This is a genomic window from uncultured Psychrobacter sp., from assembly GCF_947488565.1.
Taxonomy (GTDB): domain Bacteria; phylum Pseudomonadota; class Gammaproteobacteria; order Pseudomonadales; family Moraxellaceae; genus Psychrobacter; species Psychrobacter saeujeotis.
Map to the genome: position 1 here is coordinate 84476 of NZ_CANKZC010000003.1, position 16004 is coordinate 100479.

Annotated in this window: 12 protein-coding genes; all 12 read left to right on the forward strand. The window is 36.6% G+C overall.

The window, feature by feature from the left end:
* The first annotated feature begins 541 nt into the window (after nt 1-541).
* The 12 genes from Q0890_RS07515 to Q0890_RS07570 all read left to right on the forward strand — a co-directional run bounded on the left by Q0890_RS07515 (nt 542) and on the right by Q0890_RS07570 (nt 16001).
* A complete protein-coding gene (locus Q0890_RS07515; RefSeq protein ID WP_299219148.1) occupies nt 542-1669 on the forward strand; it encodes a polysaccharide biosynthesis/export family protein in 1128 nt (375 codons plus the stop codon).
* A gap of 15 nt (nt 1670-1684) precedes the next feature.
* Complete coding sequence (locus Q0890_RS07520; protein WP_299219150.1) at nt 1685-2116, forward strand: low molecular weight protein-tyrosine-phosphatase; 432 nt, start codon at nt 1685-1687, stop codon at nt 2114-2116.
* Between the two features lie 9 nt (nt 2117-2125).
* Nucleotides 2126-4339 carry a polysaccharide biosynthesis tyrosine autokinase gene (locus Q0890_RS07525; protein WP_299219152.1) on the forward strand — a complete coding sequence of 738 codons (2214 nt, stop codon included), beginning with the start codon at nt 2126-2128 and terminating at the stop codon, nt 4337-4339.
* 27 nt (nt 4340-4366) lie between these two features.
* Nucleotides 4367-6328 carry a nucleoside-diphosphate sugar epimerase/dehydratase gene (locus Q0890_RS07530; RefSeq protein WP_299219154.1) on the forward strand — a complete coding sequence of 654 codons (1962 nt, stop codon included), beginning with the start codon at nt 4367-4369 and terminating at the stop codon, nt 6326-6328.
* A gap of 73 nt (nt 6329-6401) precedes the next feature.
* On the forward strand, nt 6402-7679 hold the full coding sequence (tviB, locus tag Q0890_RS07535) for a Vi polysaccharide biosynthesis UDP-N-acetylglucosamine C-6 dehydrogenase TviB (RefSeq protein WP_299219156.1): 1278 nt from the start codon (nt 6402-6404) through the stop codon (nt 7677-7679).
* A gap of 31 nt (nt 7680-7710) precedes the next feature.
* A complete protein-coding gene (locus tag Q0890_RS07540; RefSeq protein WP_299219158.1) occupies nt 7711-8739 on the forward strand; it encodes an NAD-dependent epimerase/dehydratase family protein in 1029 nt (342 codons plus the stop codon).
* A gap of 12 nt (nt 8740-8751) precedes the next feature.
* Nucleotides 8752-10026: a flippase gene (locus Q0890_RS07545; RefSeq protein WP_299219160.1), complete on the forward strand. Its 1275-nt coding sequence runs from the start codon at nt 8752-8754 to the stop codon at nt 10024-10026.
* Entirely contained in the window at nt 9998-11074 is a 1077-nt protein-coding gene (locus Q0890_RS07550) for a sugar-transfer associated ATP-grasp domain-containing protein (RefSeq protein WP_299219162.1), read from the forward strand. The genes Q0890_RS07545 and Q0890_RS07550 overlap by 29 nt, the downstream gene beginning before the upstream one ends.
* Nucleotides 11075-11295: 221 nt before the next feature.
* Nucleotides 11296-12330 (forward strand): hypothetical protein, encoded by a 1035-nt coding sequence (locus tag Q0890_RS07555; protein ID WP_299219164.1) that lies wholly within the window; start codon nt 11296-11298, stop codon nt 12328-12330.
* Nucleotides 12331-12535: 205 nt separating this feature from the next.
* On the forward strand, nt 12536-13651 hold the full coding sequence (locus Q0890_RS07560) for a glycosyltransferase (protein WP_299219166.1): 1116 nt from the start codon (nt 12536-12538) through the stop codon (nt 13649-13651).
* Between the two features lie 208 nt (nt 13652-13859).
* Nucleotides 13860-14852 carry an O-antigen ligase gene (locus Q0890_RS07565; protein ID WP_299219168.1) on the forward strand — a complete coding sequence of 331 codons (993 nt, stop codon included), beginning with the start codon at nt 13860-13862 and terminating at the stop codon, nt 14850-14852.
* A gap of 21 nt (nt 14853-14873) precedes the next feature.
* Nucleotides 14874-16001: a glycosyltransferase family 4 protein gene (locus Q0890_RS07570; RefSeq protein ID WP_299219170.1), complete on the forward strand. Its 1128-nt coding sequence runs from the start codon at nt 14874-14876 to the stop codon at nt 15999-16001.
* The last annotated feature ends 3 nt before the right edge of the window (nt 16002-16004 follow it).

Below are 16004 nucleotides of genomic sequence, written 5' to 3' on the forward strand. Positions count from 1 at the left end.
CGTGTCCTTGAGTCGGTTAAGTTACATTTCGCAATGTATCAACATCATTGAGTGAGTTTTAACGTGTATTCTACGCTATTTTAAAATATTTAGTGCATAAATTGCTTTATTCCTCATTTTTTAGGCATTTTTGTATGTCTCAGGTTATCAAGAGACGCTAGATGTTAACAATCATTCATACCTTAAATGTTGCGTTCATATTTTCTTGGTGAAATTTTACAGGTCATTTTCTGTTGTTTGAACCGTTAAAAGTGTTATTAACACCGTTCATGCTATTAATAGATATTTCTATTTCTCTTAAGTTATGTCGATTGTTACTATGTAAGTTGTAAGAAAAGAAACCTTTAATGTCGAGAATCCCACATTAAGTGAGTATTCTTCCATTACAAAAGTTTATAGAATATTGCGTTGTATTTGATTTAAGTGTATATTCATCGTTAATTAATTCGCTATTTCGAATACATGTATTTTTTTAATCCGTTTTTACGAATATATGTAACAAATATACTCGTTTTGAAGGATATAAGGTTGAGTAGACATCATGGTCAATAAGCATTTTATCCCTACGCAAAATTCCTCAAAAAAGTTGTTGAACGCATTATGTTTGTCGACTGTTGTGTTTCTTACTGGTTGTGCGACTACCATCAATGCAGGTTTGCAATCTGGAGATTTACCACCTAATGGTACTTTTGTAGCAGAGAACGGTATTCGATTCAATGTTCAGCCGTTAAACCTAGCTACTCTACCACCCAAGCAAGTTGCTGTACGCAATGATGATGTGACTCGTTTGATTCAATCTTCTAATCCAATGAATTATCGTATTGCGGATGGGGATATCTTAAGTATCGAGCTTGTTGGTTATCCAGATATCTCATCTTCATCATCCGCTGGAAGCTCTAATCCTTATGCGTCAGGTTTTCCTGTTGATCAACAAGGCTTTATCCAGTTCCCTATGATAGGTCGAATCAAAGCAAGTGGTTTGAGTGTACCGCAATTTACGAACATTTTAAGCGCAAGATTACAAAAGTATCTTAAGTATGCAGACCCACAAGTAAAGGTTATTAACTATCGTGGTAATAAGTTCTTTATTGATGGTGCAGTCAGACAACCTGGTGAATTTAATATTGAAGATGCGCCGGTAACGCTTTATGGAGCGATATCTATGGCGGGCGGAGCAACTGAAACTGGCGACTCAAACAATATTATATTGAATCGCAATGGTAAGAGCTATGAGCTAGGTCTACAGTCATTACGTGAAATGGGTTCATCAGCCAACCAAATATACTTACAAGATGGTGACTCTATCCATGTCAACAGCCAAAGCCGTAATAGGGTGCTTGTTTTGGGTGAGTTTGGACAAATCGAGCCTATCCCAATTCTTGAGCAAGGCCTGAGCTTATCTAGTGTATTGGGAGAGTCAAGAGGACTCAACGCTAGTACTGCCGATGCTGCCAAGATATATATCGTTCGTGATAATAAACAAGCGCAATATACCAATATTTATTATGTCGATATGCAGACCATTACAAGTTTTGCCTTGGCCAATCGTTTTGAGATGCAGCCTAACGACATCGTTTATGTCGATCCAACCGGTCTTACTCGCTGGAACCGTGTGATCAGTGCCTTATTACCATCGACTTCTGCGGCAAGCCTAATTTCAGATTTTTAGATAAAAGCGTCGATTATGGCATTTGATAATATTTTAGTCGTTTGCGTAGGCAATATATGCCGTAGTCCGATGGCAGCTGCGATGTTAGCCAAGCGCTATCCGCAAAAGCATATTGATTCAGCTGGCGTGTCAGCATTGGTCGGTTATCCTGCTGACGCTAAAGCGATTGAAGTAATGGCCACTGACGATACAAATATTGACTCACATATTGCCAAACAGATTAGTGAAGATTTAGTAAGACAGGCAGATTTGATTTTGACGATGTCAATCAGTCAAACCAAGTGGATTGAAGATAGGTGGCCACATTGCCGAGGCAAAACGTTTCGAATTGGCCATTGGATTGGTAAAGATATTGAAGACCCTTATGGGTTACCTACATCAGTGTTTGAGGTTGCTAAGAGCCATATTATTGATAGTCTCGAGCAATGGAATGAAAAAATCATTTAAGTAGCGGATATGAATATGAAAACAGACTCACAGAAATTATCAACATCTGGCAATGATCGAGATAACAAAGAAATCGATCTCTCAAGCCTACTTGGGTCGTTGTTACGTGGTTGGAAAATTTTGCTTTTTTTCACCTTATTGGGACTGATAGCAGGAATAATATATACCCGCTACGTCAATCCGACGTTCCAATCAGATGCCTTGGTGCAAATTGATGCCAATCCGCAAGGTGTCTCAGCATTGGGTGAAAACATCTCTAACTTGGTGGGTTCTGGCAGCAGTCAGTCTCAAGAGGAAGCTGAATTAATAAAGTCACGAATGGTCTTAAAACCAGTCGTTGATTCATTGCATTTACAGATTCGTCTAAAAAATCCTGAGATTAACGCGATAGACAGAATAGTAGAAGATCGAATTGACACGCCTGTCCACTCTGAAGAAGGAGTATCACTACAGACTGAAACTGGCGAAGTAAGAGTTAGTCAGTTTGATGTATCAGAAGAATACCTAGATCAAAGTTTCACTCTGAGCCGATCAGATACTGGTTTTGTGTTAAGTAGAGGCGCTGATACTTTTAAAGGCCAACTTAATCAACCTCATCAATTCAAAGGAACAAGAGGCTCAATTGATATTACGGTAGAAGATCTACCGACCAATGGTCAGTCTATTGATATTACTAAGCAGTCGCTAAAAATTACAACAGATGCCATAAACGGTAATTTGACAGTCGAAGAAACAGGCAATATGACTGGTCTTATTCAGTTGTCTATGACTGGTCCGGACCAGCAACAAACGACCTTGATTTTAAATGAAATCGTGATGTCTTATGTTAATCAAAATAAAGCTCGTAGCTCTGAAGAAACTACCAAAACGCTTGATTTTATGGAAACACAAATCCCTGTCTTAAAGCAAAAGCTTGAAGAGTCTGAGGCAGCGTTTAACGAGTTTCGTAAAAGATACGGCACTATCGATGTTGCTCAAGAGGCTCAGTTATTGTTAGCTGAGGAGTCTCGCATCGATGGTCAATTAAGTGATTTAAAGCTTCAACAAGCAGAGTTATCTACTTATTACACCAATGAGCATCCATTAGTTGTTCAAATTAACGATCAGTTGAGAGTCTTAAACAACAGAAAGCAAGAGATTAACAATACGGTTGCAGGCTTGCCTGAAATTCAAAGAGAGTTTTTGAAGTTATCAGAAGATGTCGATATTAACAGAGAGATTTATCTCACTATGCTCACAAACTATGAGCAACTAAAAATCGTCAAAGCAGGTCAAATTGGTTATGCACGTATTGTTGACCTACCTGTTAGCACTTATAACCCTATCGCACCAAAAGATAAGTTGGTAATTTTATTAACTACCGTGTTAGGCGCGTTAATAGGTGCCTTGATAGTGCTACTAAGAAGTGCAATGCGAAATGTGGTTCGAGATCCTGAAACGGTTGAGTCTAATACTGGTGTTCCAGTGATAGCAACCGTTCCGCGCTCAAAAGCACTAAAACGTCTGGGTAAGAATAAACGCGTGACCAATAAATTGTTGTCTTATTCTGATCACAATAGTGCAACTTACGAATCCATAAAAAGTTTAAGAACCTATTTAATGTTTGGTATGCCAAGCGTTGCCAAGACCAATCAGCGCAGCCGTATCATTGTTGTCACAGGCGAGAGTCCAAACGTTGGTAAATCCTTCATTGTCGCAAATTTGGCAGAAGTCTTTGCTCAATTGGATAAAAAGGTTTTGGTCATAGATGCAGACATGCGTCTTGGTAGTCTTCATAACGTGTTCAATATGGAACAAGATACGGGTCTTACGGACTACTTCACAGAAGAGCAAAGTACAGCGGTGAGTATCACTCATCCTACCAATATAGACAATCTTGATTTTATTTCACGTGGTCACAATGCTCGTAATCCATCGTCTATGTTAGCCAGTGAAAAGTTTAGTGGCTTGATGAACGAGCTGGCGGCTCATTATGATTACATCATTATTGACACGCCGCCTGTGCTTGCAGCCACGGATGCCGTCCTACTTTCTAAATACGCTGATCAAGTGGTCATGGTCACACGTCATAATGATTCATCAGAAGGTCAGTTGAACTATGCTGTTAAGCAGATGAATAAAGCAAATATTGAGGTGGACGGCATCATCATCAATGATCTGCAGCAAGGTATCTTGAGTAAGAATAGCTATCATTATACTTACACTTACGGCAATGCCCAATAATTGCGCTAACACAACCAGTTGAGTCTTATGTCTATGAAGCCAGAGCTTAATAAAACGTATTCTGCAAACAACAACACTGGTAATCGGTTATACAATACTGCCCAGCGATTGTTAGAGATGCCACGTGTCGCAAAGCGTGGGGTCTTTCTGACCACAGATATTGTGATGTCAATGGTCTGTCTATTTTTTGCCTTGGCCCTACGGTATGGCGACGTTGCTAACCATTTGAGTCCTTTGGCACTGTTTTTATATGCCTTACCTCCTGTTATTGGGCTTTACTTCATAGGCTTTTATAGGGGCGTTGCTCGTATCTTCTCTGATAGAGTCATGCGTAACGTATTACAGCTATTTATAGTACTGATCATCGCGTATGAAGTGATGAATTTTTTCGATATCTTGACTGATATACCGCGCTCAGTACCTATCTTGTACCTATTCTTATTCTTTGTTTGGTTGTGGGGCAGTCGCTTAAGCATACGTGAGTTTTTAGAGCGTAGTAATGGTGGTCAGTATAACCGTCTTAGTGATAAAGAAACTCAAGAGAACGTCATTATATATGGAGCAGGTGCAGCAGGTAGAGAGTTGTTCGATGCGTTAGAGCGCTCAAACAAATACCGTACAGTTGCTTTTGTCGATGACAACCAACAGCTGGCTGGTGGTTACTTATTAGGCAAGAAGATACATGACGCTGCTGAAACCGTAAAGTTGGTAGATAGTTTAGAGGTCTCACAAGTATTTTTGGCCATGCCATCTATCAGCCGCGCTCGCCGCAGACAGATCATTGAAGAGTTTGCAGAAGTATCGGTCAAGATTAAACAGCTGCCAAGCTTACATGAGATTGCTGCTGGACAAGTGACCGTAAGCACCATGCGTCCTGTCGATATCTTGGATGTACTAGACAGACAAACCGTTGAGCCTGACGCTGTTTTATTAAGCAAAAATATATCAGGTAAAAATATATTGGTTACTGGTGCTGGAGGCTCTATTGGCAGTGAGCTATGCCGGCAAATAATCAAAAACAAGCCTCAGTGTCTCATTCTTTATGAATTGTCTGAATATGCTTTATATAGTATTCATCAAGAGCTTAAAAACCAGCAAATGCTCAACCCTGATTATAGTGATATTCAAATCATTGCCATGATTGGTAATGTGACCAATGAAGACAAACTTATTAGAGTGTTTAAAAAGTACAAAATTCATACGGTATATCACGCTGCTGCATATAAACACGTACCTATTGTTGAGCACAATCCTTTTGAAGGTGTCATCAATAATTCTAAAGGGACTTACCACTGCGCTTATGCAGCATTGCAAGCCAAAGTTGAGACTTTTGTACTTATCTCTACTGATAAAGCGGTAAGACCTACCAATATTATGGGTGCGTCTAAACGCCTGGCTGAGCTTGTGTGCCAAGGATTGAGTCAAGTTAATAGTAAAACCTGCTTTAGTATGGTGCGTTTTGGAAATGTACTTGGTTCTTCAGGGTCGGTGATTCCATTATTTACCAAACAAATTGAGCAGGGCGGTCCGATTACAGTGACTCACCCAGATGTAACTCGTTACTTTATGACCATTCCTGAAGCAGCAAGTCTGGTAATTCAAGCAGGCGCGATGGCGACAGGTGGTGAAGTATTCGTATTAGATATGGGAGAGCCTGTCAAAATCGTAGATCTTGCTAAACGTATGATTTACCTAACAGGTTGTAAGCTTAAAGATAAAAACAACCCAGATGGAGATATGGAAATTGTTGTCAGCGGACTCAGACCTGGGGAAAAACTCTACGAAGAGCTTATCATCGGTGATGACAACGTAGAGCCTACGCAGCATCCTTTGATTCGACAGGCGATGGAGCAAAGCTTCCCGCTAATGGATATCGAAAATATGCTGTCTCAATTAACCCGTAGATCGCAGCCACATGATGTGGAATGGCTAAAAGAAGAATTCAAATATTTTGTAGAAGGCTATCATGAAGGTTCAGCGCCTTCGTAAACCTTCTCAAATAAAACAACCATTACGCTAAATGATCAAAACTATTTTATAAACTTATCTAGTAAGGAACGTTATGAGAAACATAGAAGATATAAAGATAGCAGTTATTGGCCTAGGTTATGTGGGTCTACCGCTGGCAGTTGAATTTGGCAAAAAAGTCCCTGTTATAGGCTTTGATATAAATGCAAATCGTATTGCTGACTTGCAAACGGGTACAGATCATACCCTAGAGGTGAGTGACGAAGAGCTATCTCAAGCCACGCATCTGAGTTATACCTCAGATATTCAAGCACTCAAAGACTGCAACTTTTTTATCGTTACGGTACCGACACCGATCGATGATTTTAAGCAGCCTGATTTGACACCTTTAATTAAAGCCTCAACAGCGATAGGTGGCATTATCAAAAAAGACGATATCGTTGTCTATGAGTCTACCGTTTATCCAGGGGCAACAGAAGAAGTATGTATCCCTGTACTTGAAGACGTGTCTGGATTGGTGTTCAATCAAGACTTTTATGCAGGTTACAGTCCTGAACGTATTAACCCAGGTGACAAAGAGCACAGAGTAGTCAATATTCTAAAAGTCACTGCAGGCTCCACGCCTGAAATAGCAGACTTCGTCGACGATGTATATAACCTAATTATCATTGCTGGTACGCATAAAGCTGCGAGCATCAAGGTTGCAGAAGCAGCAAAAGTTATTGAAAACACTCAAAGAGACGTGAATATTGCTCTGATTAACGAATTAGCCGTTATCTTTAACAAGATGGATATCGATACCGAAGCAGTACTTACTGCAGCAGGTACTAAATGGAACTTTTTACCGTTCCGTCCAGGTCTGGTTGGTGGGCATTGTATCGGTGTCGACCCTTACTATTTGACGCATAAAGCACAGGCTATCGGTTATAACCCTGAGATCATTTTGGCTGGTCGTCGTCTCAACGATGGTATGGGAGAATATGTTACGACTCAGCTCATCAAAAATATGATCAAAAAGCGTATTCAAGTAGAAGGGGCAAAGGTGCTCATACTTGGACTAAGTTTTAAAGAAAACTGTCCTGACGTACGTAATACCAAAGTTATCGATATTGTCCATGAGTTAAAAGAATATAACATCGAAGTCGATATTTATGACCCTTGGGTAGATAAAGAAGAAGCTCAGCGTGAATATGGCATCACACCAATCAGTGAGCCTCAAGCAGGAAACTATGACGGTATCATTCTAGCAGTTGCTCACTCACAGTTTACCGATATGGGCGTCAGCAGTATCAGAGAGCTGGGTAAAGAAAAACATGTACTTTATGATTTAAAATACGTATTTGCAAAAGATGAAGCTGATATTCGCCTGTAAATACAAGTTGTACTGATAATAAGGAAGTACCATGACGCAATATGAACAAACAACACAAGAACTAGCAAACAATCCAAAGCACTGGTTGATTACCGGCGTAGCAGGTTTTATTGGCTCAAACTTACTTGAGACCTTATTAAAGCTGGATCAAACCGTCGTAGGTTTGGATAATTTTGCGACAGGCCATCAAAAAAACTTAGATGAAGTACAGTCATTAGTATCTGCAGAGCAATGGCAACGTTTTCGCTTTATTGAAGGCGATATCAGAAAAGTAGATGACTGCTATAAGGCTTGTGAAGGTGCGGACTACGTATTGCATCAAGCTGCGCTAGGCTCTGTTCCTCGCTCTTTGGCAGACCCTATTGCCACTAATGAGACTAACATCTCAGGGTTTTTGAATATGTTAGTTGCAGCGCGTGATGCAGAGGTTTCAAGCTTTACTTACGCAGCAAGCAGCTCAACCTATGGCGATCATCCTGCATTACCTAAAGTAGAGGACGCTATTGGTAAGCCATTATCTCCATACGCTGTGACTAAATACGTCAACGAGTTGTACGCAGAAGTGTTTGCACGCAGTTACGGTTTTAAGTCTGTCGGTTTGCGCTATTTCAATGTATTTGGCAGACGTCAAGATCCAGATGGTGCTTATGCTGCGGTGATCCCAAAGTGGACAGCAGCGATGATTGCTAATGATGATGTCTATATCAACGGTGACGGCGAAACCAGCCGTGATTTTTGTTATATCGACAATACCGTGCAAGCGAACATATTAGCAGCAACATCTACCAATACTGATGCCAAGAATCAAGTCTACAACGTAGCAGTAGGTGATAGAACGACGCTAAATGATTTGTTTAACGCCATTAAGTCAGCATTAGCAGAAAATGATGTGAAGTATGATAAAGAGCCTGTATATCGAGACTTTAGGGAGGGTGATGTAAGACATTCTCAAGCAGATGTGACTAAAGCAAAAAACTTATTAGGATATAAGCCTCAGTTTGATATTAGTCAAGGTATCGATAAAGCCATGCCTTGGTACGTTAAGTCGTTAGCAAATTAATAGTTGAGTTTTATGATTAGTAAAGTTCGCACCATGCTAGGTAATAAAGATACTAGCCAACTGCTAAAAAACTTTTTTTCACTGGCAGTTTTAAAGCTTGTTAATGCTGTATTACCTTTCGTTACTTTGCCTTATTTGATTAAGGTATTAGGGATACAGCAATATGGGGCGATCGTATTAGCACTGTCGTTGATGGCTTATTTTCAAGCAGTGACAGACTATGGTTTTAATCTGTCAGCGACACGAGAAATTGCAAGGCATCGAGCCAATAAGAGACAACTAAGTTTTATTTACAGTAAAACAATCATTACTAAAATGTACTTACTGTTGTCCTCTTTAGCTGTATTAGTACCAATAATTTTGCTTGTACCACAGTTTAGAGAGGATTTACTCGTATATCTATTGATGTGTTTGATGCTTATAGGTCAAACATTATTCCCTGAGTGGTTTTTTAGGGGTGTTGAAAGAATGGGTTATATAACTGCCTTAAATCTTATAGTTAAGCTTTCATTTACTATAGGCGTTTTTATATTGATAAAAGCTCCACAAGACTATTGGCTCTATCCATTTTTATTAGGGGTAAGCTATATTATTGTAGCATTTATTTCACATTATATAATAATGCGTAAATTCAACTTAAAGCTAATTTTTGTAGGTATTAAAAGAGTTAAAAAGACATTAAAAATTGGTTTTCCATTATTTGTAAATCAATTCGTTCCAACTCTTTTTAATAATACAACCAATTTTCTTGTTGGGATGATATTAGGTAAGGCTTCTGCGGGTTATTTTGGCGCTACTAGACAAGTTGTACAGATATTAACGGTTTTTAACTCTGTAGTATCAGGTGTGGCTTTTCCATATTTGATTAGGTATAAAGAAAAGTTCGGTGTTTTTAGTAAGTACTACTTAATTTTAATATCAGCTATTTCACTTTTCTTAGTATTAGTGCATCAGTATATTTTTGATATAATTGGTATAAAATATAATTTTGACTCAGAGGTCTTTTATATTCTTATAGCAGGGTTTTTAGCTATTGTCTTCTACAGTGTTTACTCTACTAATTATCTAATCTCAAGAGGGTACGATAAGTTAGTAATGAGAATTACTATTATAGCATCAATAATAGGATTCGTATTATCCTTCCCACTTATCTATAAGTTTGGACTATTAGGAGGAGCTACCAATATATTTATAAGTCAATTAATTTTAGGATTCGGATCCTACTTCTACTTCAAAAAGATAAATAAGGAAATGAAATATGAAAACCAAAAAGTTTGTAAGAAGTAAAGTTGTTGGAAGTTGGAAGTTTTTATCGTCATATTCTGCGTTTAATAAGCTTCATAAATCAATATATAATTCTCCTGATTTTCAAAAAGTTAGTTTAACGAAAGATGAGAAGAGAGAATATCGTGATTACTGGAAAGATGTATCTCCAATAATTAGCTTCAAGACAGTAGAGATATCAAAATCATTATCGGGATATTTCAATAAGCGTATTATTCCTGAAGAGTTCTACGCTTTATATATTGAAAGGTTTCTAAACAATGAAAAAAATGTCGAGTTTCTAGCACATAAAAGTATCTATAACAAATGGTTTGGTAGAGGGGTTTTTCCAAAAGACTTCTTTCATAAAATTGATAATAACTATTATACGTATGAATTCGAGGCTATAGATAATATTGAAGCGTTTATTGACAATGAAGTTGACAATACTGACTTTCCTATTGTGATTAAACCTAATAAAGGCAGTTATGGCGGTAAGGATGTGTACTTTGTTGATAGCAAGGAAGATATTAAAGAAATTATACAACAACATCCTAACCTAGTAGTTCAAGAAAAAATAGAACAGTCTGAACTAATAAATGCTTTTAATAAAGATAGTATAAATACTGTTCGTGTAAGTTTATATAAAGATAATGATAGTGTAGTGCATATGCTTAATTCTGGTATACGTATAGGAAAAGATGGAAGCTTGGATAATGTATCTGATGGTGGGATTGTCTGCAGTATAAAACTGAATGGAATGCTGAATGAGTATGCAACTGATATAGATGAAAAAAAATATTTAAGTCATCCCAATTCAGGTTTTGTGTTTGAAGGAGAGAGCTTACCACTATATGAAGACTTGGTTGAAGCCAGTAAAAGTATTGCTAGATCTGTTATAGGTGCTCGTATAATCAGCCTTGATATGGCTTTAGACTCTACTGATAAATGGCGATGCATAGAGATAAATTTATTTGGCCAAACCATAAGAATTCCACAAAATGCAGGAGAGCCGTTCTTAGGTAAATATACTGACGAAATCATAAGTGATTTTGTTAAGTTTAAGAAATGATCTATTTTTATAATTAAATCTGTATTTAAAGTATTCTTTATATCGAATACCTATGATCGTTCTATATAGGTATTTAGTATATTTTTTTGTCTATCCTTATAAATAATTTATATAATAGTAACAGTAATTTCACAATATATAATTAAATGATGTATTTTTGTAATTGAAATGGTATTCTTATTAGATAAAAATAGAAATGTTAATTGCAGGGGCTTAATATTATGAAGGTATATATCGCCACACTACCTAATGGATTTTTCGGTAGTACTGGTCAAAGCTGGCAGAGTTTAAATATCGATAAGGTATCAAGTCTTTTAAATTTTGATAGTGAAATTATAACTATCAATGACCTGATGCACATTGATTTTGATAAAACGGATATAGTTTTTTACACTTCTAGCGATGAGGAAAATATTAGACTGTATCTAAGAGATGTCATGTATTTTATTAATAAAAAATGCAGAATCATACCAAGTTATGACATACTTATGAGTCACGAAAACAAAGGATTTCAGGAGTTGTATAGAACTGAATTAGGTTTTGGTGATTTAAAAGGGAACTACTTCTTTGATATCGATGACTGTAACTTACCATTACCAAAGGTATTAAAAACAGTGAGTGGGGCAGGTAGTAGTGGTGTATTTTTAGTAAAGAAAGAAAAAGATCTATTAGATATTAAGAAAAAATATTTTGATGTATCTAGTAGGAGAAAAGTAATAAAATTTCAACGAAAAATCAAATTACAAGCTGAGGAGTTCTCAATATATAACTACAGGCATAAGGGGTTTAATAGATTTGTTGAGCAAGATTTTATACCTAACTTAGCGAATGATTTTAAAATTCTAATATTTGGCGACAGGTACTATAGCTTAAAAAGAAAAATCAAAGAAGGTGACTTTAGAGCGAGTGGCAGTGGATTGTTTGAGCATGTAAAGCCTCCGAAAGAGACTTTAGATTATGCAAAGAGTATATTTGACAAAATTAGTAATCCTTACGCTTCGTTAGATATTGCTCAGTCATCTGATGGTTGTCATTTAATAGAATTTCAAGGCACCAATTTTTCGCCGGGCACTTTATTGAAAGCTCCATATAGATATGTTTGTATAAATGGAAAATGGGTTAAAGAGAAAAACAATCAAGATCTTGAGGAAAATTTTGCATATGCTTTAAATTTTTTTATAAAAAGTAATGAATCAATATCTTTACAAAACATTTTAAATATGAAATTTAAAAATGAAAGTTTAAAAGTTTTATAATAGCGTGGGAAGAAGATACATATAATGTGCCTCGAACATTGTTTTAATATAAAAATAGTTAAAGTTTTTACAGTATTAACCGTTTTTTCGAGAATACTAGGGTGTATACGAGATTTAACTTATTCTTAGACCAATATTTATAAAGAAAAATTATTAAGCAAAGAGAATTTTCCTTATAACTTTTTACACTATATGGAATGTAAAAATGACTAAAAAAATAACACACGTAATTATTGGCTTAAATGTAGGCGGTGCTGAGTTGATGCTTAAACGATTAGTACTGCACAGTCAAAAAACAGGTCAGTTTCAACATAGTGTTATTTCTTTAACAGATGTTGGTATTATTGGTTCAGATCTACAGAATCAAGGAGTAAAGGTATATAGTCTCGGCATGAAGTCTATAGCATCGGTACCTAAGGTTTTCTTGCAACTTAAGAAACTACTCAAGGAGCTTAGACCTGATGTAGTGCAGACTTGGATGTATCATGCTGATTTTTTAGGTGGTTTAGCTGCAAAGAGTGTGGGTGTTGATAATATTATTTGGGGTATCCGTACTACGGATGTATCGCAAGGTGCTTCCAAGCAAACTGTTCACCTTAGTAAGATATGTGCAAAATTATCTTACTACGTTCCCGATTCTATCGTTTGCGCAGCTCATGTATCAAAAGACTATCATATAGATATTGGTTACGACAAATCTAAGATGATTGTTATCCCTAATGGTTTCGATGTGGAGGCGCTTTCTTCTACAAAAGAAGATGGACTTAATATCCGTAATCAGTTTGACTTGTCCCCTGATGATATCGTCATTGGATCTGTAGGTAGGTTTAATCCTGTCAAAAACCAAAAGCTTTTTGTGGAAGTTGCCTCTACGTTAGTAAAAGATTTTCCAGGTTTGAAGTTTATGTTAGTAGGTAGAGACAATGACTCAGAAAACAAAGAGCTAATGTCTTGGATCAAACAGTACAACCTTTTAGATAATTTCAGACTGCTGGGTCAGAGGAATGATGTACCTAAATGTTTAAAAGCTATTGATATTTTCTGTTTACATTCCAAAACTGAAGGGTTTCCAAATGTAGTAGGAGAAGCTATATTATCAGATACTACATGTGTAGCAACTAATGTAGGAGATGTTAAAGTCCTTTTAGATGAAGAGTCTATTGCTCTAAGTAATGATGTAATTGGAGTTAGTCATACTATAAGAAAATATCTTACCTACCCGAAAGATAAATTACTTAAAAAAGCTAATGAGAACAAACATAATATTATTACTAAATACTCTATGAAAGTAATCATAGACAAGTTCCACAGTTTATATTAAAAAATAAAAGTTAATACAAGATACTGTAGTGAATAATATGAATATAAAAGTTCCTAGTTTTATTAGTTTAAACTCATTCGTACTGACTTCAATACTTATAATTTTTATTATAAGTTTCTCAAACTTTGCCAGTTTGAGAGCGCCTTTGATAGTTGTGCACTTTACCTTATTTTATTTCCTTGTGATGTATAAGCATCGAATATTAATAATGAATAAAAGCTTAATTATTATTTCTCTTCTTGTAGTGTTTGTTGTAATACAGAATATTATTTTTCAAGGTAGTTTGTTGATAGTAGTTCAGTCAATAGCCTTAGTTTTATTTCTATTTTTTACTTCTCAAATAGCTTTAGCTGAAGGAAAATCCTTTTATCATAAAGAGCAATATAAAACACTATCTAAAATTCTACTTGTATTGTTACCTTTTTTTCTTATAAGTCTTAATAGTTGGTCAGATTTCAGACAGCCTGGGCTGTTTAGGAATCCCAATATTACCAGTCATCTTTCTGTAATGATATTACCTTTTATTTTATTAGGGCTGGATCAGAAAAGATATAAAGTGTTTGCAGTAATAATTGTAGTTTTGATTACTACTATTACTGCTTCTAGAAGTTCAGTATTGGCATTTTCACTAGGCTTGTTAACATACATTTTTGTGACTATATTTCCAAAAAGTAATTTTTTTACCTTATTTGTATTGTTAGCATCTGTATTAGGGATATCTATTTATTCTGTAGAAATTGCAGAATGGGTATCTGGCAATTTTTCTAGTTTGGTAAGTTCATCTGATTCACGTCTATTAGATACTGGTTATAATGGGCGTGATGTCTTGATGCAGTTGGCGCTCGAAAGGTTTGAAAGTCAACCTATAATAGGATTAGGTTTTGATGGTGTTAAATTTGATAGTGGTAGTGGGCATGTTCTTGGCACACACAACGGATTGATAGAAACTTTAATAAAGTTTGGGATTATTGGTGCTTTTATTTTTTCTCTATTCTGCTCGTCCTTAATATGGATGACATCCAAACATATCCCTAGATTTAAAGCTGCTACAATAATGTCACTCGCAACAATATTCTCTTTATCTACAAATAGCTCGACTTTTTTTGTACTCAACTATTTGTTTATCTATTCTCTTCTTTTGGTTTATTTAGGTTATAGAGTACAAGACAGTAATGAAAATGAGCTTTCGATTGAACATTAATATATTTTACGAGAATTATTTATGAAATTTTTACTTGTAGCTAGTTTTGCCAGTTCCTTAATTGGTTTTCGCAAACCCCTTATAATTGCGCTATTAGAAAGAGGGTTAGAGGTTCATGTAGCTGCTCCAGAACTACTAGATAACCAAATTGTAATTACAGAGCTAACGGAATTGGGTGTTATACCTCATAGTATTTCGATGCAACGTACAGGCATTAACCCTATAGCGGATACAAAAGCTTTAATTTCTCTTTATACTTTGATGAGAGAAATCGAGCCAGATTATATGATGGGATACACTATCAAGCCCGTCATTTACGGAACGCTTGCTGCTTGGCTTGCTCGTGTACCAAAGCGTTTTGCTTTAATTACAGGTTTAGGCTTTGCTTTTACTGCAGAGGATGATACCAAGCGCAAACATGTACGTGCTGTTGCTCAAGGTTTATACCGTTCAGCGCTACGTCATTGCCAAGTGGTATTCTTTCAAAATTATGATGATGAGGCATTGTTTCGTCAGTTGAATATTGTGTCTTCAAAAACACGTACGTGTGTAATCAGCGGCTCAGGCGTAGATGTGGAGGAGTTTGATGTTGTGCCGTTCGATACACAAAAGCCATTACGCTTTTTATTGATTGCTCGATTATTGGGCGATAAGGGTGTGCGAGAGTACAATCAGGCAGCTCAACAAGTTAAAAAACTACATCCTGAAGTGCAGTTTGATTTAGTTGGTGGTCTTGATGCCAATCCGACTAGTATCACCCAAGGCGAATTAGATGAATGGATTAAAGCGGGTACTGTTAACTTCTTAGGTCGTCTAAAAGATGTACGACCAGCGATTCAAGCATCTTCAGTATATGTATTGCCATCTTATCGTGAAGGTACACCACGTACAGTACTAGAAGCGATGGCAATGGGACGTGCAATTATCACTACTGACGCACCAGGTTGCCGTGAAACAGTTGTAGATGGCGACAATGGTTTCTTAGTTCCTGTCAAAGATGTAGATGCTTTAGTACAAGCGATGCTACGTTTTATTGAACAGCCGGCATTAATTGCGCAAATGGGTCAACGTGCTCGCATAATAGCTGAAGAAAAATACGATGTGCATAAAGTAAATGCTCATATGATCTCGGAAATGGAACTGGAGTAACAA